This is a genomic window from Paramagnetospirillum marisnigri, assembly GCF_001650715.1.
GTDB classification, from domain to species: domain Bacteria; phylum Pseudomonadota; class Alphaproteobacteria; order Rhodospirillales; family Magnetospirillaceae; genus Phaeospirillum; species Phaeospirillum marisnigri.
This window is the reverse complement of record NZ_LWQT01000077.1, coordinates 34178-51748: the sequence shown is the minus strand read 5'-3', so window position 1 is coordinate 51748 and position 17571 is coordinate 34178. Positions and strand designations below refer to the sequence as shown.

16 protein-coding genes and 2 pseudogenes are annotated in these 17571 nt (G+C 65.5%); 11 read left to right on the top strand and 7 right to left on the bottom strand.

Annotated features, from left to right (window positions below):
* Nucleotides 1-6: 6 nt before the first annotated feature.
* Nucleotides 7-1779 carry an HD family phosphohydrolase gene (locus A6A04_RS14580; protein ID WP_068494119.1) on the bottom strand — a complete coding sequence of 591 codons (1773 nt, stop codon included), beginning with the start codon at nucleotides 1777-1779 and terminating at the stop codon, nucleotides 7-9.
* Between the two features lie 192 nt (nucleotides 1780-1971).
* Between A6A04_RS14580 and A6A04_RS14575 the strand changes: the two genes are divergently transcribed.
* Complete coding sequence (locus A6A04_RS14575) at nucleotides 1972-3486, top strand: UbiD family decarboxylase (RefSeq protein ID WP_068494117.1); 1515 nt, start codon at nucleotides 1972-1974, stop codon at nucleotides 3484-3486.
* A gap of 70 nt (nucleotides 3487-3556) precedes the next feature.
* Here the strand turns inward: A6A04_RS14575 and A6A04_RS23200 are convergent.
* From A6A04_RS23200 to petA, 3 genes and pseudogenes are all read right to left on the bottom strand, one after another.
* Nucleotides 3557-4210: pseudogene (locus A6A04_RS23200) on the bottom strand (cytochrome c1); the annotation flags it as partial.
* Nucleotides 4211-4321: 111 nt separating this feature from the next.
* Nucleotides 4322-5554 (bottom strand): annotated as a pseudogene (locus A6A04_RS23195) (cytochrome b); the annotation flags it as partial.
* A gap of 11 nt (nucleotides 5555-5565) precedes the next feature.
* Nucleotides 5566-6120 carry a ubiquinol-cytochrome c reductase iron-sulfur subunit gene (petA, locus tag A6A04_RS14565; protein ID WP_068494113.1) on the bottom strand — a complete coding sequence of 185 codons (555 nt, stop codon included), beginning with the start codon at nucleotides 6118-6120 and terminating at the stop codon, nucleotides 5566-5568.
* A 129-nt stretch (nucleotides 6121-6249) separates the two neighbouring features.
* On the opposite strand from petA, the gene A6A04_RS14560 reads away from it, so the two are divergent.
* A complete protein-coding gene (locus tag A6A04_RS14560) occupies nucleotides 6250-6750 on the top strand; it encodes a tRNA (cytidine(34)-2'-O)-methyltransferase (protein WP_245651220.1) in 501 nt (166 codons plus the stop codon).
* The gene (locus A6A04_RS14555; RefSeq protein ID WP_068494109.1) at nucleotides 6737-7435 is read left to right on the top strand and encodes a class I SAM-dependent methyltransferase; all 699 of its coding nucleotides are present in this window, start codon (nucleotides 6737-6739) and stop codon (nucleotides 7433-7435) included. The genes A6A04_RS14560 and A6A04_RS14555 overlap by 14 nt, the downstream gene beginning before the upstream one ends.
* A gap of 9 nt (nucleotides 7436-7444) precedes the next feature.
* On the opposite strand, the gene A6A04_RS14550 is transcribed toward A6A04_RS14555, so the two are convergent.
* Nucleotides 7445-7729: a hypothetical protein gene (locus A6A04_RS14550; RefSeq protein ID WP_068494107.1), complete on the bottom strand. Its 285-nt coding sequence runs from the start codon at nucleotides 7727-7729 to the stop codon at nucleotides 7445-7447.
* A 130-nt stretch (nucleotides 7730-7859) separates the two neighbouring features.
* On the opposite strand from A6A04_RS14550, the gene A6A04_RS14545 reads away from it, so the two are divergent.
* The 4 genes from A6A04_RS14545 to A6A04_RS14535 all read left to right on the top strand — a co-directional run bounded on the left by A6A04_RS14545 (nucleotide 7860) and on the right by A6A04_RS14535 (nucleotide 10073).
* Entirely contained in the window at nucleotides 7860-8642 is a 783-nt protein-coding gene (locus A6A04_RS14545) for an enoyl-CoA hydratase-related protein (protein ID WP_068494106.1), read from the top strand.
* Between the two features lie 221 nt (nucleotides 8643-8863).
* Entirely contained in the window at nucleotides 8864-9214 is a 351-nt protein-coding gene (locus tag A6A04_RS14540) for a hypothetical protein (protein WP_156612627.1), read from the top strand.
* A 159-nt stretch (nucleotides 9215-9373) separates the two neighbouring features.
* Nucleotides 9374-9526, top strand: a complete 153-nt coding sequence (locus A6A04_RS22425) for a hypothetical protein (RefSeq protein WP_156612626.1) — start codon at nucleotides 9374-9376, stop codon at nucleotides 9524-9526.
* 115 nt (nucleotides 9527-9641) lie between these two features.
* The gene (locus A6A04_RS14535) at nucleotides 9642-10073 is read left to right on the top strand and encodes a hypothetical protein (protein ID WP_068494102.1); all 432 of its coding nucleotides are present in this window, start codon (nucleotides 9642-9644) and stop codon (nucleotides 10071-10073) included.
* 1 nt (nucleotide 10074) lies between these two features.
* On the opposite strand, the gene murJ is transcribed toward A6A04_RS14535, so the two are convergent.
* Nucleotides 10075-11625: a murein biosynthesis integral membrane protein MurJ gene (murJ, locus tag A6A04_RS14530; protein WP_068494100.1), complete on the bottom strand. Its 1551-nt coding sequence runs from the start codon at nucleotides 11623-11625 to the stop codon at nucleotides 10075-10077.
* A gap of 137 nt (nucleotides 11626-11762) precedes the next feature.
* Here murJ and galU point away from each other — a divergent pair, with 137 nt between their 5' ends.
* The 3 genes from galU to A6A04_RS14515 all read left to right on the top strand — a co-directional run bounded on the left by galU (nucleotide 11763) and on the right by A6A04_RS14515 (nucleotide 14605).
* Nucleotides 11763-12638, top strand: coding sequence for a UTP--glucose-1-phosphate uridylyltransferase GalU (gene galU, locus A6A04_RS14525; RefSeq protein ID WP_068494504.1), 876 nt, complete (start codon nucleotides 11763-11765; stop codon nucleotides 12636-12638).
* Nucleotides 12639-12760: 122 nt separating this feature from the next.
* Nucleotides 12761-13783 carry a DNA/RNA non-specific endonuclease gene (locus tag A6A04_RS14520; RefSeq protein WP_082914953.1) on the top strand — a complete coding sequence of 341 codons (1023 nt, stop codon included), beginning with the start codon at nucleotides 12761-12763 and terminating at the stop codon, nucleotides 13781-13783.
* A gap of 66 nt (nucleotides 13784-13849) precedes the next feature.
* A complete protein-coding gene (locus tag A6A04_RS14515; protein ID WP_068494098.1) occupies nucleotides 13850-14605 on the top strand; it encodes a class I SAM-dependent methyltransferase in 756 nt (251 codons plus the stop codon).
* Nucleotides 14606-14619: 14 nt separating this feature from the next.
* Here A6A04_RS14515 and A6A04_RS14510 read toward each other — a convergent pair whose 3' ends face one another.
* Entirely contained in the window at nucleotides 14620-16173 is a 1554-nt protein-coding gene (locus A6A04_RS14510) for a sensor histidine kinase (RefSeq protein ID WP_245651219.1), read from the bottom strand.
* 235 nt (nucleotides 16174-16408) lie between these two features.
* Between A6A04_RS14510 and A6A04_RS14505 the strand changes: the two genes are divergently transcribed.
* Nucleotides 16409-17566 carry an alpha-hydroxy acid oxidase gene (locus A6A04_RS14505; RefSeq protein ID WP_068494094.1) on the top strand — a complete coding sequence of 386 codons (1158 nt, stop codon included), beginning with the start codon at nucleotides 16409-16411 and terminating at the stop codon, nucleotides 17564-17566.
* The last annotated feature ends 5 nt before the right edge of the window (nucleotides 17567-17571 follow it).

Sequence of the window (17571 nt, the reverse complement as noted above, 5' to 3'; positions counted from 1 at the left end):
GGGCCGCTATTTCGCCGCCTTGGGCAGGTATTTGGAGATATCCACGTCGTCCACCTGCTCGGGCCGCAGATATTTCTCGGCGTATTGCTTCCAGATGCCCGAGGTCAGGAACAGCTGCCACAGATCGGGGTCGATATGCTGGTCCTTGACCATGAAGGACATGATCTTGAGCGATTCCGACAGGGTCTTGGGCTTCTTGTAGGGGCGGTCGGCGGCGGTCAGCGCCTCGAAAATGTCGGCGATGGCCATCATGCGGGCGGGCCAGGACATCTGGTCGCGGGTCAGGCCCTTGGGATAGCCGCCACCGTCCATCTTTTCGTGGTGGCCGCCCGCCCATTCCGCCACGCGGGACAGGTTCTTGGGGAAGGGCAGGGCCTTCAGCATGAAGATGGTCTGGACGATGTGATCGTTGATCTTGAAACGGTCCTCGGCGGTCAGCGTGCCGCGGCCGATGCACAGATTGTAGATCTCGCCCAGATTGTAGCGGTGCTCCGGCGGCTTCATGGTGATGCCCTCGGCCTCGTAGCGGCTGACATCCACCGCGATCTCGTGCGGGATGACGTGCCAGTCCTTGTCGGCCAGCACCGATTCCTTGACCGGCGGCTTGGGGGCGTCGGGGCTGCGGCGGCGCATCTCGTCGATGGACAGGCCCAATGTGTCGTCCAGGGTCCGGGTCCAGGTATGCGACGCGATGTCCTTCAGGCGGTCGACCTTCTCGGGCGCCATGAACTCGCCTCCCACATTGCATTCGGCGACAAAGCCGAAATCGTCGTCGATGCGGGCCAGGGTCTCGTCGAGGCGCTCCTTCAGGGTGTCGGCATCCTCTTCCCCGGCCAGCAGGCCCTCCAGATAGGTGATGACGGCGTCGCGCTTCATGACCTCGAAGCGCATGCGCACTTCATGGATGCGGTTATAGATGGTCTCGAGCTTGGTGGCTTTGTCGACGATGTATTCCGGGGTGGTGACCTTGCCGCAGTCATGCAGGCCGGCCGAGACTTCCAACTCGTACCACTCGTCCTCGGTCAGCTGGAAATCGGCGAAGGGGCCTTCGGTCTGCTCGCAGGCGGCCTGGGCCATCATGAAGGTGACGGCGGGGACGCGGTGGCAGTGGCCGCCGGTATAGGGGCTCTTGGCGTCGATGGACCCGGCGATGACCTGGATGAAGCTCTTGAACAGGTTCTTCTGGGCTTCGATCAGGCGCTGATTGTCCAGGGCCACCGCCGCCTGGCTGGCCAGGGCCTCGATCAGCGGCGTGATCTCGGCGCCGAAGGCCATGATGCGGTTGCGGCGGTCGCGGGCGTTGATCAGCTGCAGCACGCCGATCACCTCGCCCTCGTAGTTCTTCAGCGGCACCGTCAGGAAGGATTTCGAGCGATAGCCGGTCTTGGCGTCGAAGGCCTTGGTGCCGGAAAAGTCGAATTTGGTGTCGTCATAGGCGTCGACGATATTGATGGTGGTGCCGGTCAGCGCGCAGGAACTGGAGACGTTCTTGTGGTTGGGATGGCCGAAATCATCGCGCAACCGCAGCGGCGGGAACGGAATGGGCTTGCCCGTGGTCCCGCCCATGGCGATGTCCAGGGTGTCGTTCAGCATGATCTCGAAGCGCAACCCGTCTTTGGTGTCGGTCACCATGTAGAGGGTGCCGCCATCGGCGTTGCACATCCCCTTGGCGCCATGGAGAATCTTCTCCATCAGCCGGTTGTGATTGCGCTCCGCCGACAAGGCGATGCCCAGCTCGATCAGCGTGCGATAGCGTTCTTCCTTTTGGAATACGGCCATGGACTGGGCCCTTGCCTTCCCGGTTATCCCCCGAACCTCCGAGTGCAGAGCCTACAGGCAAATATGTGCGCCGTGAAGTCAGGGTTGTGCCGTATTTTTATCACATATTGATCGATTCTGGTGCCTTCGATCGCCTCTTGACGGGAAACCGTCTTCGTCGTCCCCTGGGGCGCCAGCACGGAGACCCTCGACATGCCTTACGACTCCCTACGTGACTTCATTCGCCGCCTGGAGGAGACCGGACGGCTGAAACGGGTCGCGGCGCCGGTCTCGCCCCATCTGGAGATGACCGAGATCCAGACCCGGCTGCTGGCCGAGGGCGGCCCGGCGGTGCTGTTCGAGAACGTGGTGCGGCCCGATGGCACCGCCTATGGCATGCCGGTGCTGGTCAACCTGTTCGGCACGGTGGAGCGGGTGGCCTGGGGCATGGACCGCGAGCCGCACCAGTTGCGCGAGGTGGGGGAAACCCTGGCCTTCCTCAAGCAGCCCGAACCGCCTGGTGGCTGGCGCGAAGCCCTGGAGATGCTGCCCCTGGCCCGCACCGTCATGGCCATGCGGCCCAAGACGGTGAGCAGCGCGCCCTGTCAGCAGGTGGTGCTGACCGGAGATCAGGTGGACCTGGCGCGCCTTCCCATCCAGGGCTGTTGGCCGGGCGAACCGGCGCCGCTGATCACCTGGCCGCTGGTGGTGACCCAAGGTCCCAACGTCAAGGACGACAAGCGCGACGGTTTCAATCTGGGCATCTACCGCATGCAGGTCACCGGGCGCGACACCACTTTGATGCGTTGGCTGAAGCATCGGGGCGGTGCCCAGCATTTCCAGCGCTGGGTGAAGGCGGGCAAGGGACCCATGCCCTGCGCCGTGGTGATCGGCGCCGATCCCGGCACCATCATCGCCGCCGTCACGCCGGTGCCGGAAACCTTGTCGGAATACCAGTTCGCCGGGTTGCTGCGCGGGAAGAAGCTGGAGCTGGTCGATTGCAAGACGGTGCCGCTCAAGGTCCCGGCCGAGGCCGAGATCGTGCTGGAAGGCCATGTCATGCCCGACGAGAACGGTCCGGAAGGCCCCTATGGCGACCATACCGGCTATTACAATTCGGTGGAGGATTTCCCGGTCTTCCGCATCTCCGCCATCACCATGCGCAAGGACCCCATCTATCTGTCCACCTTCACCGGCCGTCCGCCGGACGAGCCCAGCGTGCTGGGCGAGGCGCTGAATGAGGTGTTCATTCCACTGCTGGCGCAGCAGTTCCCGGAAATCATCGATTTCTGGCTGCCGCCCGAGGGCTGCTCCTACCGCATCGCCGTGGTCAGCATGAAGAAGGCCTATCCCGGCCATGCCAAGCGGGTGATGTTTGGGGTGTGGAGCTTCCTCAAGCAGTTCATGTACACAAAATTCGTCATCGTGGTGGATGACGACATCGACGCGCGGAACTGGAAGGACGTGATGTGGGCCATCTCGACCCGCATGGACCCGGCCCGCGACATCACGGTGATCGAGGGCACCCCCATCGACTATCTGGATTTCGCCAGCCCGGAATCCGGGCTGGGGGGCAAGCTGGGCATGGATGCCACCAACAAATGGCCGCCCGAGACCCATCGCGAATGGGGCGAGAAAATCCGCATGAGCGACGACATGGTCGCGCGGGTCAGCGAGCGCTGGGCCGAGCTGGGCCTGCCGGGCTCGGGCAAGCCCATCTGGAAATAGGGCCGTCGGACAACAAAACGGCCGCCCCGTCGCCGGGGCGGCCGCGATGCTTTCCGTCAGGCCAGGACGCTCAGTGAACGTCCTTCCAGATCTGCCGCTTCAGCGCATACAGCATGGCGGTGATCAGGGCCAGGAACACCATGACCTTGGCGCCCATGCTCTTGCGGGCGTCAAGCTCGGGCTCGGCGGCCCAGTTCAGGAAGGTCACCACGTCGTAGGCGATCTGCTCCTTGGTGGCCTTGGTGCCGTCGGCATAGGTGACGATGTCGTCACTGACCACCATGGGCATGCTGATGGCATTGCCCGGGAAGTAGTGGTTGAACATCTTACCTTCGGGAATGGTCACCCCGGCCGGAGGAGCATCCTCGTAGCCCAGCATCAGCGAGTAGACGTAGTAGGGGCCTTTGACCCGGGCCTTGTTCATCAGCGACAGGTCAGGCGGCAGGGCGCCGCCATTGGCCGCCTGGGCGGCCTTGTCGTTGGGGAACGGAGGCACGAACTTGTCGGACGCGCGGGCGGGGCGCTGGAACATGGCGCCTTCGTCGTTGGGTCCGTCGGTCACTTCCTTCTCGGCGGCCAAGGCCTTGATCTCATCGGCGGTGAAACCGATATCGGCAAGGTTGCGATACGCCACCAGCTTCATGGAGTGGCAGGCCGAGCACACGTCGTGGAACACCTGATAGCCACGCTTCAGGGTCGCCTTGTCGTGCTTGCCGAAGACGCCTTCCCACGAGAAGGGCTGGGCGGGCTTCTTCAGTTCGGGGCCTTGTCCGCCGCTGGCCAGGGCCTGGCCCGAGAATCCGGCCAGACCAACCAGGATCATCACGCCGAGCGCGGCGGCCTTGACCACCGGCGACGAGATGGAGGCGGGCAGCGCCTTGGGCTTCTCGATCTTGCCCAGCAGGGGCAGGATTACCAGGAAGTGAGCAAAGTAGTAGGCGGTGCAGAACTGGCCGAGACGCACCAGGATGCCTTCGGCCGGCATGCCACCCACATAGCCCAGGACCATGGCGTTGACGAAGAACAGCCAGAAGAACTGGCGGTACAACGGCCGGAACTTGGCCGAGCGCACCTTGGAGGTGTCCAGCCAGGGCAGGGCGAACAGGATCAGGATGGCCGAGAACATGGCCAGCACGCCCTGCAGCTTGGCGGGCAGGAAGGGCAGGTCGAAGGTGAAGGAGCGCAGGATCGCGTAGAACGGCAGATAGTACCATTCGGGGACGATATGCGGCGGGGTCACCATCGGGTTGGCCGGGATGTAGTTGTCGGGTTCGCCGAAGAAGTTGGGCGCCCAGAACACGAAGCCCAGGTAGAACATCAGGAACAGGCCGATGCCGAACAGGTCCTTGATGGTGTAGTAGGGGTGGAACGGGATCGAATCCTGCGGCCCCTTCATGTCGATGCCCAGCGGGTTGTTCGACTTGACGGTATGCAGCGCCCACACATGCACGACCACCAGGCCCAGGATGACGAAGGGCAGCAGGAAGTGCAGCGCGAAGAACCGGTTCAGGGTGGGATTGTCCACCGAGAAGCCGCCCCACAGCAAGGTGACGATGTGCTCGCCCACCAGCGGGAAGGCCGAGAACAGGTTGGTGATCACGGTGGCGCCCCAGAAGGACATCTGGCCCCAGGGCAGCACATAGCCCAGGAAGCCGGTCGCCATCATCGCCAGATAGATGGCGATGCCGACGAACCACAGGATTTCGCGCGGGGCCTTGTACGAACCGTAATAGAGGCCGCGGAAGATGTGGATGTAGACCAGGATGAAGAACATGGAGGCGCCGTTGGCGTGCAGATAACGCAACAGCCAGCCATAGTTCACGTCACGCATGATGCGTTCGACCGAGTCGAAGGCCAGCGAGGTGTGGGAGGAATAGTTCATGGCCAGGAACAGGCCGGTGAGGATCATGATGATCAGCATCACCGCCGCCAGCGAACCGAAATTCCACCAGTAGTTCAGATTACGAGGCGTCGGATAGTCGATCGCGCTGTGCTGCATCATCGAGAAGATGGGCAGGCGCGAATCAATCCAGTTGACCACCTTGTTGTTGCTCTTGAAGTCGCTCATCACGGGCCCCCTCAGCCGATCCGGACGGTGGTGTCGCTGGTGAACTGATAGGGCGGCACCGGCAGGTTGGCCGGAGCCGGGCCCTTGCGGATGCGACCCGAAGTATCGTAGTGCGAGCCGTGGCAGGGGCAGAACCAGCCGCCGAATTCCCCGCGGGGATCAGCCGGCTTCTGGCCCAGCGGCACGCAGCCGAGATGGGTGCAGACGCCGATCAGGATCAACCACTCGGCCTTCTTGGCGCGATCGGCGTCAGCCTGCGGATCACGCAGTTCGGCGATGTTGACCTTACCGGCATCGGCGATCTCTTCGGGCAGGCGTCGCCGGACGAAAACCGGCTTGCCGCGCCAGACGATGGTCACGGATTGACCTGGCTGGATGGTGGAAATGTCGACGTCGGTGGTGGAAAGTGCCAGCGTATCGGCGGCCGGATTCATGCTGTGCACGAACGGCCACAGCGCCAAGCCAGTCCCAACCGCTCCGACGGCAGAAGTGGCATACAGCAGGAAATCCCGCCGCGTCTGCCCGTCCACCGACGAGGGCTGGGCATTATGTGCCTGATCAGCCATGTCTAATCCTCTTGTTGGCCCGCGGAAGCGCGACTATTAACCACATCGGCCTTTTGGTTTCAACTGCCGTCTCGTCTTGTATTATGTTTCGATAATATGACGATGGCGCGGCCAATGGGGAATGTCTGGGTGGATCGGCTCCGTCTTGCGCTCTATCAGCCTGATATCCCGCAGAACGCGGGCAGCCTGCTGCGGCTGTCGGCCTGCCTTGGCGTGCCGGTCGACATCGTCGAGCCCTGCGGCTTCGTCTGGGATGACGGCAAGCTGCGGCGGGCGGGCATGGACTATATCGCGCAATCCAGCTATGCGCGGCACAGGTCGTGGGAGGCCTTCCACGCGGCCCTGGTGGACGGGGGGCGCCGACTGGTGCTGCTGACCACCCTGGGCGAGGACCGTCATGACCGCTTCACATTCCAGGCGGGGGACACCATCATGGTGGGACGGGAAAGCGCCGGTGTTCCGGCCGAGGTGGCCCAGGCCGCCCATGCGCGCATCCGCATTCCCATGGCGGTGGGGCCGCGCTCGCTGAATGTCGCCCTGGCGGCGGCCCTGGTGACGGGCGAGGCACTGCGGCAATTGGACGGTTTTGCCGAGGATGGCGGTCAGGGAGGGCTGGATGGACGCGGATAAGCGGGATCATTGGGACAAGGACCGGGCCGAGGCTTATGACCGCCGGGTGCGGGAAGCCATTCCCGGCTATGATGCGCTGCATGTCCTGTCGTGCCAGATCGTGGCCGAGGTTACCGGCGGCCATGGCCGTGCCCTGGTGGTGGGGGCGGGGACCGGCGTCGAATGCGTCGCCCTGGCCGAAAGCTGTCCCGGTCTGGCGGTGGTGGGAGTTGACCCGTCCAAGGAGATGCTGCGCCATGCCGAGGCCAAGGTGGCCGAGCGTCGCCTGACCCGGCGGGTGCGGCTGTATCCCTCCAAGGTCGGCGCCCTGCCCAAATTCGAGCCCTTCGACGCCGCCACCGCTCTGCTGGTGATGCATTTCCTCAAGGATGACGGGGCCAAGGCGGCCCTGCTCGAGGAGATATCAAGTCATCTCAAACCCGGCGCGCCGCTGGTGCTGGCCGATCTGTTCGGCCGCTGGGACGACGCTTGGCAGCAGCAGTTGCGGGCCTGGTGGCGGCATCTGCAACTGGCGGCGGGCATTCCGGAGGGCGAGGTGGAAAAGGGCTTCCGCCACATCGACCGCGACATCTTTCCCGTTACCGAGACGCGGTTGGCCGAGTTGCTGGCGGGGGCCGGTTTCGGGCCGCCGCAGCCCTATTTCCGCGCGCTGTGCTTCGGCGGCTGGGTGGCGCGCAAGGCGTAGCGGCTTGGGTCAGTGGCCGCAGGAACAGCCACCGTGGCCCTTGTCGCCGCCGCATTCGTCGTCTTCCGGCTCGGGGGTGTCGTCGGGGCGGAAGATGGCGCCCTGATAGATGCGGGCGGTGCGGCCGTCGAAGCCGACCTCGACGCAGTTGCGGCCCTGGTCGTCGGTGACCATGCTCATGCCCAGCTCGCCCGCCTCGATGGCCTTGACCACCTCCATTTCAGCCAGGTCGAACGCCTTGGCCACCGCCCCGATCAGGGCGTTGATCTCTTCGAACATCTCGCGGTTTTCCATGGGGCGGTCCTGGTCTGTGTGGGGGTGAGGGGGTGGAATTCCCGGACCATACGCATTTCCGGCGGCCTCTGTCGACTGCGGCCTGACAAGATGGTTTACTCATGCTTCAGCCGAAGCAAGGACGCCGCCCATGAGTGATGCCCTTCATGTCAGGATTGCCGGTCCGGTCGCCACCCTGACCCTGACCCGCCCCGACCTCCATAACGCCGTCGATGCCCAATTGGCCGCCACCCTGACCCAGGCCTTCCAGAAGATCGGCGTCGCCGATCTGGTGCGGGTGGTGGTGTTGGCGGCGGAAGGGCCCAGCTTCTGCGGCGGCATCGAGCTGGGCTGGCTGCAGGCGGGCGCCGACCACACTGCCGCGGACCTGCAGCGGGATGCCGCGCAACTGGCCATGCTGGTGGATGCGGTGGATCGCTGCCCCAAACCGGTGATCGCCTTGGTCCAAGGTCCGGCCATCGGCCTGGGAGTTGGGCTGGTGGCGGCGGCCGACATGGCGATCTCGGTCGAGGAGGCCAGCTTCGCCCTGCCCGAGATTCGGGTCGGCCTGTCGCCGTCGGTGGTTGCGCCGGTGATGGCGGCCGCCATCGGCGCGCGGGCCTGCCGCCGCTATATGCTGTCGGGCGAGCGGTTCGATGCCCGCGAGGCGCTGCGCCTCGGCCTGATCCATGGCGTGGTGGCGGCGAACCGTCTGGAGGCCGCCCGCGATCATCTGGTGGATGCCTGCCTGAAGGGCGGTCCGGCGGCCCAGGCCGCGGTCAAGGACCTGATCCGGGTGATCGACGACAGCCCCATGGGACCGGATCTGTTGCGCTATACCGCGACCCATTTCGCCGAGTCCCGTCTGTCCGACGAAGGACGCGACGGGGTGGCGGCCCTGGCGGAAAAGCGCCCGCCCTCCTGGAGTAGCTGAACTCCCGGCTAAATCCTGAATTCTTTATGTTTTTCAGATTCCTAGGTCGTGGCCGCGCTTGGTTCGGCCTGCGAAAAGTCTTGCATTTTCCTGCCTTTTGGAGTAGATAGGGTAATAGCGAGAAACTTTGTTTCAGGCAGAACGCCATGTTCATCGGCAGCGCATCGGAGCACGGGCAACAGGTCTACGCCCCCCTCAGCGGGAAGGCGGAGGCTGCTTCCGTGCCCGCACATGCTTCGTCCGATGCCGTGGTGTCTCCCGAAGCGGCTCTCTTCATCAGCCCCGCCGTCAATTTCGACTACAAGGCCGGGATCGCCGTTTTCGTCATCCGTGATGGTGAAACCGGTGAGGTGAAGGCGCAGTATCCCTCGCAGAAAGTGGTGGAAGAGTATATCCGCCACGGTGCCGCCAGCCAGGACGCCCCTGCTCCCGATACGGCTTCCGCCACTTCGGCCCAGGACGGCGCCCCGGCGGTGGACCCCGCCGTTGCGGTGGCTCCGGTGCCCGTGGCCCCGGCCCCCATCGCCGCGCCTCCCGCCCCGGTCGCCTCCCGCGCCGATCAGGTCGCCTGATCCTTATTCCTGATCAATCTCCGATGGTTCAGTCATGTGGTTTGCGCATGGCCGGTCTTCCATGCCTTTCGCAGTTGCGAAAAGGCGTGTAGAGAGTGAGCCAGCGCCGCTTGCGTCGGCGATCCGCGCCACCGACCGGGCGGACCGAGGAGAGACGAGATGTATTTTACCACCATGGATATCGTCATGGCCGCGCTCGCGGTTCTGGCCCTGGTCGGCGCCGCCATTTCGCTGAGCGCCTGGCGTCATGCCGTGCGCGTCGAGCGCGAGGACGCCAAGGCCGCCGATCCCAATCTGGCCTCGACCATCTGACCCCGGCCGTCCGGGTCGCGATTTCCTCAGACCTCCCCTTCCCAGCGGGCCATTGCCCGCCGCCCCGCCAAGCCTTAACCTTATCCCCGGGGATGAGCCATCCGGGAGGATAAGCATGGCCAGCAAGCGAGTGCGTGATGGCCTGATCCTGGCCGCCGGGCTGGGGCTGTTTCTCTGGGCCACCCTGCCGCCGGACAAGGTCAGCCTCAACGAGGGCTGCGAGCCGAAGGGCGGTCCCGCCGCCTTCAGCGCTTTCATCTATCCCACATCCTTCTGGCGGACCCAGTTGGAGGCCCTGGTCGTCGAGCGTAACGACCTGCTGTCCCAGCCGGCCCGGCGCGCCCGCGCCCAGGCCGAGGCCGAGCGTGAGATGCGCGAGAACCCGGCCCTGGAAGAGCGCATGATGCGGCTGTCGCGCGAGCAGGAGCGGGTCGACGATAAATTGGAGCGTGAGCGGCGCGAGGCGGCCCTGCAAAGCGCGCGGCTGCAGCGGATCACCTGGCTGATGCAGTGCGAGGCCGAGGTGGCGGCGCGGCTGGCGAAATAGCTCAACCCGTCTTGCGGCGGCGCATCATGGATTTCAACTCCGACAGCCGCGCCGCTCCCAGCAGATGGACGGCGAGGCCGTAACCTAAGGCCCCAACCGCCACCAAGGCCGCCAGCATAACCACCGCCAGCATCTGGCCCTGGGCCAGCGGCCATAGCAGCAGGCGGGTCCCCCACAGCGCCGCGGCCATCACCGCGCAGGCGGCGAGGATGCGCGGCGCCTTGGTCCGCAGTCGCTGGTCCATGGCGAAGAAACCGCGACGGTGCAGCAGCACCGCCAGCACCACCACGTTGAACCAGGCGGCGAGGGCGGTGGACAGGGCCATGCCCACATGGCCGATGACCGGGGCCAGGGCCAGGTTGAGGCCGATATTGAGCAGCATGGCGGCACCGGCCACCTTGACCGGGGTTCCGGTGTCCTCGCGGGCGAAGAAGGCGGGGACCAGTACCTTGACCAGCACATAGGCGGGCAGGCCGATGGCGAAGGCCACCAGGGCATTGGCGGTGGCCTCGGTCTCGGTGGGGCCGAAATTGCCACGCTCGAACAGCACCCGGATCACCGGGGCGGCGATGCACATCAGCGCCACCGCCGCCGGCAGGGTCAGCAGCAGCCCCGCCTCCATGGCGCGGTTCTGGCTGTCCTTGGCGGCGGCGATGTCGCCTTCCTTCAACTGGCGTGACAGCAGCGGCAACAAGGCGGTGCCGATGGCGATGCCCACCACCCCCAGCGGCAGCTGGTTGACCCGGTCGGCATAGTTCAGATAGCTGACGGCACCGTCGGCCACCAGGGAGGCGATCATGGTGTTGACCACCAGATTGACCTGATAGACCCCGGCGCCCACCGCGCCGGGCACGATGCGCTTGAACAGCAGCCGGACCTCGGGCGACAGGCGGGGGCGGCGCGGCGCCAACCCCATGCCGCAGCGGCGCGCCGCCCAGAACAGCCAGGCCAGTTGCACCAGACCGGCGGCGAAGGTGCCCCAGGCCATGGCATGCCCGGCGGTGGGGGTATGGGGCGCCAGCGCCCACAGCCCGGCCATGGAAGTGAGGTTGAGCAGCACCGGCGTGGCGGCCGCCGCCGCGAAGCGGCCCTGGGCGTTCAGCACCCCCGCCTGCAGCGAGGTCATGGAGATGAACAGCAGATAGGGAAAGCAGATGCGCGAGAAGTCCACCGCCAGGTCCATCTTGCCCGGCGTGGCGGCGAATCCCGGCGCCAGTCCCAGCATGGCCCAGGGCATGAACACTTCCATCAGGGCGACCAGGATGGTCAGCGCCACCACCAGCACCGCCAGGGCGCGCTCGGCGAACAGGCGGGCCTCGGCGGCGCCGTGTTCGCTCAGCCGCCCGGTGAAAAGCGGCACGAAGGCGGCGTTGAAGGCTCCCTCGGCGAACAGCGAGCGGAACAGGTTGGGAAAGCGGAAGGCGACGAAAAAGGCGTCGGCCACCGCGCCCGCGCCCAGGTAATGGGCGATCATCATCTCGCGCATCAGCCCGGTGACGCGCGACATCATGGTGAACCCGCCGACGGTGGCGATGGAGCGGAACAGACTCATGGGGCCTTTGTAGCCGAGACGGCGTCTTTGCGTAAGGGCCTCACGCGCCCCGATTTCGCCGCAATCGCGCCCTTATGGCGCCTTAAGCCCTTGGCATGATCCCCGCCATCGACACCTTCTCCCCGAGAGAGACCATCATGATCCGCAAAGCCGTTCTTCCCGTCGCCGGTATGGGCACCCGAGTTCTTCCCGCCACCAAGGTGCTGCCCAAGGAGTTGCTGCCGGTGGTGGACAAGCCCCTGATCCAGTACGCGGTCGAGGAGGCCGCCGAGGCGGGCATCACCGAGATCATCCTGGTGACCGCCAAGGGCAAGGAAATGCTGGCCGACCATTTCGACCGCCATGCCGAGCTGGAACGCTCGCTGGAAGATCGCGGCAAGACCGAACTGCTGGACATCGCCCGGTCCACCTGCCCCAAGGGCGTCACCATCACCACCGTGCGCCAGCCCGCGCCGCTGGGACTGGGCCATGCCGTGCTGTGCGCCCGTGCCGCCGTGGGCAATGAGCCCTTCGCGGTGATGCTGCCCGACGACCTGATCCTGGGCCGTCCCGGCTGCCTGAAGCAGCTGGTGGACGTGTGGTCCGAGGTCGGGGGCCATGTCATCGCGGTGGAAAACGTTCCCGCCGATCAGGTCAACCGCTACGGCATCCTCGACGTGATCGAGGAAAAGGGCCGCCTGGCCCGCGCCCGGGGCATGGTGGAAAAGCCCAAGCCCGAGGAAGCGCCCTCGACCCTGTCGGTGATTGGCCGCTATGTGCTCGATCCGGCGGTGTTCGACGCCCTGGAACTGCGCCAGCGCGGCGCCGGTGGCGAGATCCAGCTGACCGACGGCATCGCCCGGACCCTGGACCGCATTCCGCTGCACGGCGCCCGCTTCATGGGGACCCGCTACGACTGCGGCAATAAGGCCGGTTACGTGGAGGCGATCATTGACGCCGCCCTCGCCCATCCCGAGACCGCCGCCCAGGTGATGGCCCATCTGGAGGCCTTGCTGGGTCGCCGCGCCGCCTGAGGGTTAGTGTACACCCATAGGTATGCAAGCATATGTTGCATACAACCTCAGCGAATTGAAACTTGGCTGTGTCTTGGGCACTATGCGAGTGACTTGAAACTTGCAGGTGCGAAATGGCTAAGATGCGCATATTAAAGCACGTAATAGCTGCCGCCGTGGCCTTGCTGGTCACGGCGGCGGCTCCGGCCTGGGCCAACAAGCCGCTGGCCTGTACCGGACAGGGCGGGGGCCACGCCCTGCCCTATCAGACCCAGGTTCCCCCTGGATTCGACCATGACCGCTTCGTGACCCAGCCGCGCTCGCTGATGTTCGAATACGGCCCCTTCACCAGTTCCTTCGCCACGCCCGCCGACGAGGCTTCGGCCGAGTCGCCCTATAAGGGCATTCCCAAATGGGTGGCCTACGAGATGCGGGCCCTGCTGGACGAGGATGGCGATCCCATCCATCCCCAGGGCGCCAGGCGGCCCTACAAGTGGTACGAGTTGGACGAAACCGCCTTCGTCTGGGATGGACGGCCCGATCTCCGCAAGAAGGGCATCGACGCTGCCTATCGCAAGATGGCCGTATTGTGGAATCGCGGCCACATGGCGGCGCGCAGCCATGCCAACCGCCTGTCCTGGCAGGAGGGCTGCAACACCCATGTCTTCGTTAATGCGGTGCCGCAATATGCCGACATGAACCAGGGCGACTGGCTGGCCTTGGAAAACTACGCCGTGGCCGCCGCCAACAAGTTCGGCCGGGTCTGGACCATGGCCGGGCCGGTGTTCGATCCCGACCGCGAGGTCGATACCGTTGGCCAGCCCGGCACCACCGAGGTCGCCATCCCCCACGCCCTGTTCAAGATACTGGTGATCGAACGGTCGGGGAAGCTGGAAGCCCGCGCCTTCCTGTTCCCCCAGGCCGACGAGGATCATCGCGGCCAGTACCGCAAATGCGCGGGCACGCCGCAGTCGCGCTACGACTTCAACGAATACGCCACCAGCATCGCCAGCATCGAGGCCGCCACCGGGCTGCGCTTCTTCACCGCACTTACCGACGCCCAGCGCAAGGTTCTCAATACCGCCTCCGCCTCCGGTCCCTGGGCGATCGAGTCCCGATTCTATGACGACCGCTGCGGTCGCGAGGATGACGAGGAGGATAGCTGAGCCGAGTCTTTAGTGCTTTACTTCCCCCCGACCACGTGACGGGACCGAAGGGCCGGGGCAAGGGGAATGATCGGCAGGGGCGGCATCTGGACGCACTTCATCCTGGCGGCGGCGGTGGCCCGCTCCGCCAGGGCCGTCACCGACCGCGCCTCCGCCGACGAGGCCGAGGTGCCGTTCTGCTATGCCGACACCCATGGCGGCCGGGGGCGGCTGCGCCGCACCAGCGTGGTGGAGACGGTCCTGGCGGCCGAGGCCGAGTTCGGCTGCCGCTGGTTCCATGACGCGGTGCGCGAAACCGATTGCTATCCCGGGTCCTGGGTGCTGGCGGGCCGGGTGGTGGCCGATCTGCCCCGCGCCGTGTTCGAGGCCGACGTCAACGACCATGACCCCCAGGTGATCGACCTAGCCAAGGCCAACCGCGAGAACGGCTGGGTCAGGTTCTGGAGCCATGATTGGTTCTTGTTCCTGCGCAACCGGATCAGCATGCCGTCGCGACCGCATTTCGTGTTCATCGACCCGCCCGCCGACGACCATCGTGGCCCCGGCTATGCCATCGACGCCGCCATTCTGCTCGACACTTTGGGTATTCCCTACATGGTCAGCTACGCGGTGGACGATCCCCAGGACCCCATCGACCAGATCGGCCGCTCGGGGCTGGAACTGTGGCGCGGCGAATGGGGATTCGGCGTCATGCTGGGCGGCGGTGCCGAAGCGGTGGTGCTCGACGTTCTGGGAGACCTGAAACGGCTGGCGGATGTGCTGGAAGGTGACTTCACCATGCGCCTGCCCAAGGCGGCGGCGTCCGACGACTACATCATCTGAGGCGGCCGCCCCGTTCAGGCCGTCCGCAGGGTGAACAGGATGCTTGTCCCCTGGCCCGGTTCGGACTCGACCCAGATGCTGCCGCCGAAGCGGTGGACGATGCGGCGGCACAGTGTCAGGCCGATGCCGGTCCCTTCGGCGTCCGCGGTCGGGTGAAGCCGTTGGAAGATTTCGAAGATCTTTTCGTGATACTGGCGCTCGATGCCGATGCCGTTGTCGGTCACGGCGAATCGCCATGTCTCGGGTGCGATGCGCTCCGCCGCGATGGAGATTCTGGTGGCCCGGTCGGGGGAGCGGTACTTGATGGCATTGCCCAGGAGATTCTGAAACAGGCTGGTCAGATGCGAGCTGGTCGCCATGACCCGGGGAAGCTCCGCCACCTGGACGACAACCCCGAAACGATCCAAGTCCGGTCGCAGATTGTCCAGCGCCTCGGCCACGGCGGCTCTGGCATCGGTTGGCTCCAAGGGGTCGGCCTGGCGTGACGCGCGGGAATAGTCCAGCAGGTCGTGGATCAGCCGCGTCATCCGCTTGGTATTGTCTACGATGAAGCCGATGAAGTCGTCGGCATCGGAATCCAGCCTGGTCTTGTAGCGCCGCTCCAAGAGCTGGGTGTAGCTGACGATGTTGCGCAGCGGCGTTTGCAGGTCGTGGGACGCCACATAGGCGAACTGCTCCAGATCGGCATTGGATCGCGCCAAGGCCTCGTTCTTGTCGGCCATCTCCGCCAGGGTGCGGGCACGCTCGGCCTCCATGGCGCTCAGCTTGGCGGCCATGCGGTCCAGGCCGGCCAGCACGCTAGAATCCGAGGCGGCGGAGCCCGAAACGGTGAAATCGCCCTGGCCGATCCGGGTGATGCGAGCGTGAACCTCCTGCGCCGATCCGCCCAGGATGGCCCGCGATTCGGCCGAAAGCCGCCACAGGAAACCCACCACCGTCAGGGTGAAGGCCAGGAAGGCCAATCGGCAGATCAGGGCGAAGCTCTCGGCGCGCCTGACGGTGACTTCGGTTCGATCCTGCATCAGCGTGTAGAAGTCGTTGATGGGACGCATGATCGCCGCCTTGGCATGGTGGTAGGTGGCATCATGCAGCATGGCGATGGCCCGCATCCGGTTGGATTGGGAATCCTCGGCGGGGGTTTCCAGCAGTTCCATCGCCTCGTATTCGCGGTTGGTCAATTCATCCGAATTGGCCTTGGCCTCGGCGAGCTTGCGAAACTCCTCGTCGGAAAAGCCCGCGTCACGCATGCGGTCCAGCAGGGCCACGCCTTGACCCTTGGCCGGGCGGGTGTAATGCGGGTCAAGCAGGGCGAGGTCCCAATAGACACCGTCATAGCCATCGGGGGTCAACCGGATGCCATCGCGGATATCCAGAATATCCTGGTAACTTTGTTTGTAGGCGGGATCTCCGGTCACCACATAGGTGCGGACCATGCGGGTCAGGTCGTCGGAGGACTGGCGAAGCTGCCCAGCCAGCTTGTAGGACAGCAGTTGCTGCTCATTGGCGCGGTCGATCAGCTTCTCTGAATAGACGTAGAGCGTGAATGATGTGACAAACGAAACCAGCATGGCCGCGCTCAGCCATATCCGGCTTGGAAATCGCCACATACCGCTGCTTCCAGGCATGGCTCCCCTCGTCTCCTCACCATGGCGGCCCACCCCGGATCAGGCCAAGCTTACTCCCCTCCAAGGCCATAGCATAAATCGAATGGCTTGGGCGACCTATGCCTTATCCGGTCGTTGCCAGCACGCCCAGGGACGGCTACCAAGCAGGGGTGAGCTTTCAGCGCGAGGAGGCACGGCGATGCGACGCATGAGCTGCATCCAGGATATGGCCCTGCGGGCGAAGCGGCGCATCCCCGCCTTTGCCTGGGGTTATCTGGACGGCGGTTCGGGCGAGGAAGGCGGCCTGCGCCGCAACCGTGACCGGCTGGAGGCGGTGCTGCTGAAGCCCAGGTTTTGCACGGGGGTCCGGCCCGATACCTCGGCGGCCCTGTTCGATGTCACCTATGCCCAGCCCTTCGGCATCGCCCCGGTGGGCATGGGCGGGTTGATGTGGCCGGGCGCCGACCTGGCCCTGGCCGCCCTGGCCAAGGCGGGCGGCATTCCCATGGTGGCCAGCACGGTCTCGTCCACGGCCCTGGAAGACATCGCCCAGGCGGCGGGTGGCAATGCCTGGTTCCAGCTTTATGCCTCGCGCCAGCCCCGGATCAACCGCGACCTGATGGATCGTGCCTGGGCCGCCGGCATCCGGGTGATGGCCGTCACCGTCGATGTCCCCCTGGCGGGCGATCGCCGCCGCGACGTGCGCAACCGCTTCATCCTGCCCTTCCGCCCCGGCCTGCGCTTCGCCTGGGACGTGGCGACCCATCCCGCCTGGGCCTTGGCGACGCTGCGTCACGGTTCGCCCGGCTTTCCCAATCTGGCCCGCTATTCGGGCGATGTGGACGGCCAGACGCTGACCGCCTTCATCTCGTCGCAGATCAAGGACGATCTGAGCTGGGACGATATCCGCGATATCCGCCAGACCTGGCCGGGCAAGCTGCTGGTCAAGGGGATCCTGGCCCCCGAGAACGCCGCACAGGCGCTGGCCATCGGGGCGGATGGCGTCTGGGTCTCCAACCATGGCGGGCGCCAGCAGGATTCCGCCCCCGCCGCCATCGATGCCCTGGCCGCCGTGCGCAGCGTGGTGGCAGGCGATGCCATGCTGGTGATGGACAGCGGTCTCCGCTCGGGCGAGGACATGGCGCGAGCCCGGGTGATGGGAGCGGATTTCGTCTTCGCCGGACGGCCGTTCTATTACGGCGCGGCCGCCGGGGGGGCCGCCGGAGCGGCGCGGGCGGTCGAACTGCTGAGCGCCGACCTGAAGCGCATCCTGGCGCAGTTGGGCTGCCCCTCCTGGCGCGATCTCGACCGCCGCTGGCTGTGGGACGGTCGTGACAGCCCGGAAAAACCCGGCTAAGGTGC

What these genes read in the sequence shown, in the direction of transcription:
- A6A04_RS14580 (WP_068494119.1), bottom strand. Translation starts at nt 1,779, where the DNA reads ATGGCCGTATTCCAAAAGGAAGAACGCTATCGCACGCTGATCGAGCTG.
- A6A04_RS14575 (WP_068494117.1), top strand. Translation starts at nt 1,972, where the DNA reads ATGCCTTACGACTCCCTACGTGACTTCATTCGCCGCCTGGAGGAGACC.
- petA (WP_068494113.1), bottom strand. Translation starts at nt 6,120, where the DNA reads ATGGCTGATCAGGCACATAATGCCCAGCCCTCGTCGGTGGACGGGCAG.
- A6A04_RS14555 (WP_068494109.1), top strand. Translation starts at nt 6,737, where the DNA reads ATGGACGCGGATAAGCGGGATCATTGGGACAAGGACCGGGCCGAGGCT.
- A6A04_RS14550 (WP_068494107.1), bottom strand. Translation starts at nt 7,729, where the DNA reads ATGGAAAACCGCGAGATGTTCGAAGAGATCAACGCCCTGATCGGGGCG.
- A6A04_RS14545 (WP_068494106.1), top strand. Translation starts at nt 7,860, where the DNA reads ATGAGTGATGCCCTTCATGTCAGGATTGCCGGTCCGGTCGCCACCCTG.
- A6A04_RS22425 (WP_156612626.1), top strand. Translation starts at nt 9,374, where the DNA reads ATGTATTTTACCACCATGGATATCGTCATGGCCGCGCTCGCGGTTCTG.
- A6A04_RS14535 (WP_068494102.1), top strand. Translation starts at nt 9,642, where the DNA reads ATGGCCAGCAAGCGAGTGCGTGATGGCCTGATCCTGGCCGCCGGGCTG.
- murJ (WP_068494100.1), bottom strand. Translation starts at nt 11,625, where the DNA reads ATGAGTCTGTTCCGCTCCATCGCCACCGTCGGCGGGTTCACCATGATG.
- galU (WP_068494504.1), top strand. Translation starts at nt 11,763, where the DNA reads ATGATCCGCAAAGCCGTTCTTCCCGTCGCCGGTATGGGCACCCGAGTT.
- A6A04_RS14520 (WP_082914953.1), top strand. Translation starts at nt 12,761, where the DNA reads ATGCGCATATTAAAGCACGTAATAGCTGCCGCCGTGGCCTTGCTGGTC.
- A6A04_RS14515 (WP_068494098.1), top strand. Translation starts at nt 13,850, where the DNA reads ATGATCGGCAGGGGCGGCATCTGGACGCACTTCATCCTGGCGGCGGCG.
- A6A04_RS14510 (WP_245651219.1), bottom strand. Translation starts at nt 16,173, where the DNA reads ATGCTGGTTTCGTTTGTCACATCATTCACGCTCTACGTCTATTCAGAG.
- A6A04_RS14505 (WP_068494094.1), top strand. Translation starts at nt 16,409, where the DNA reads ATGCGACGCATGAGCTGCATCCAGGATATGGCCCTGCGGGCGAAGCGG.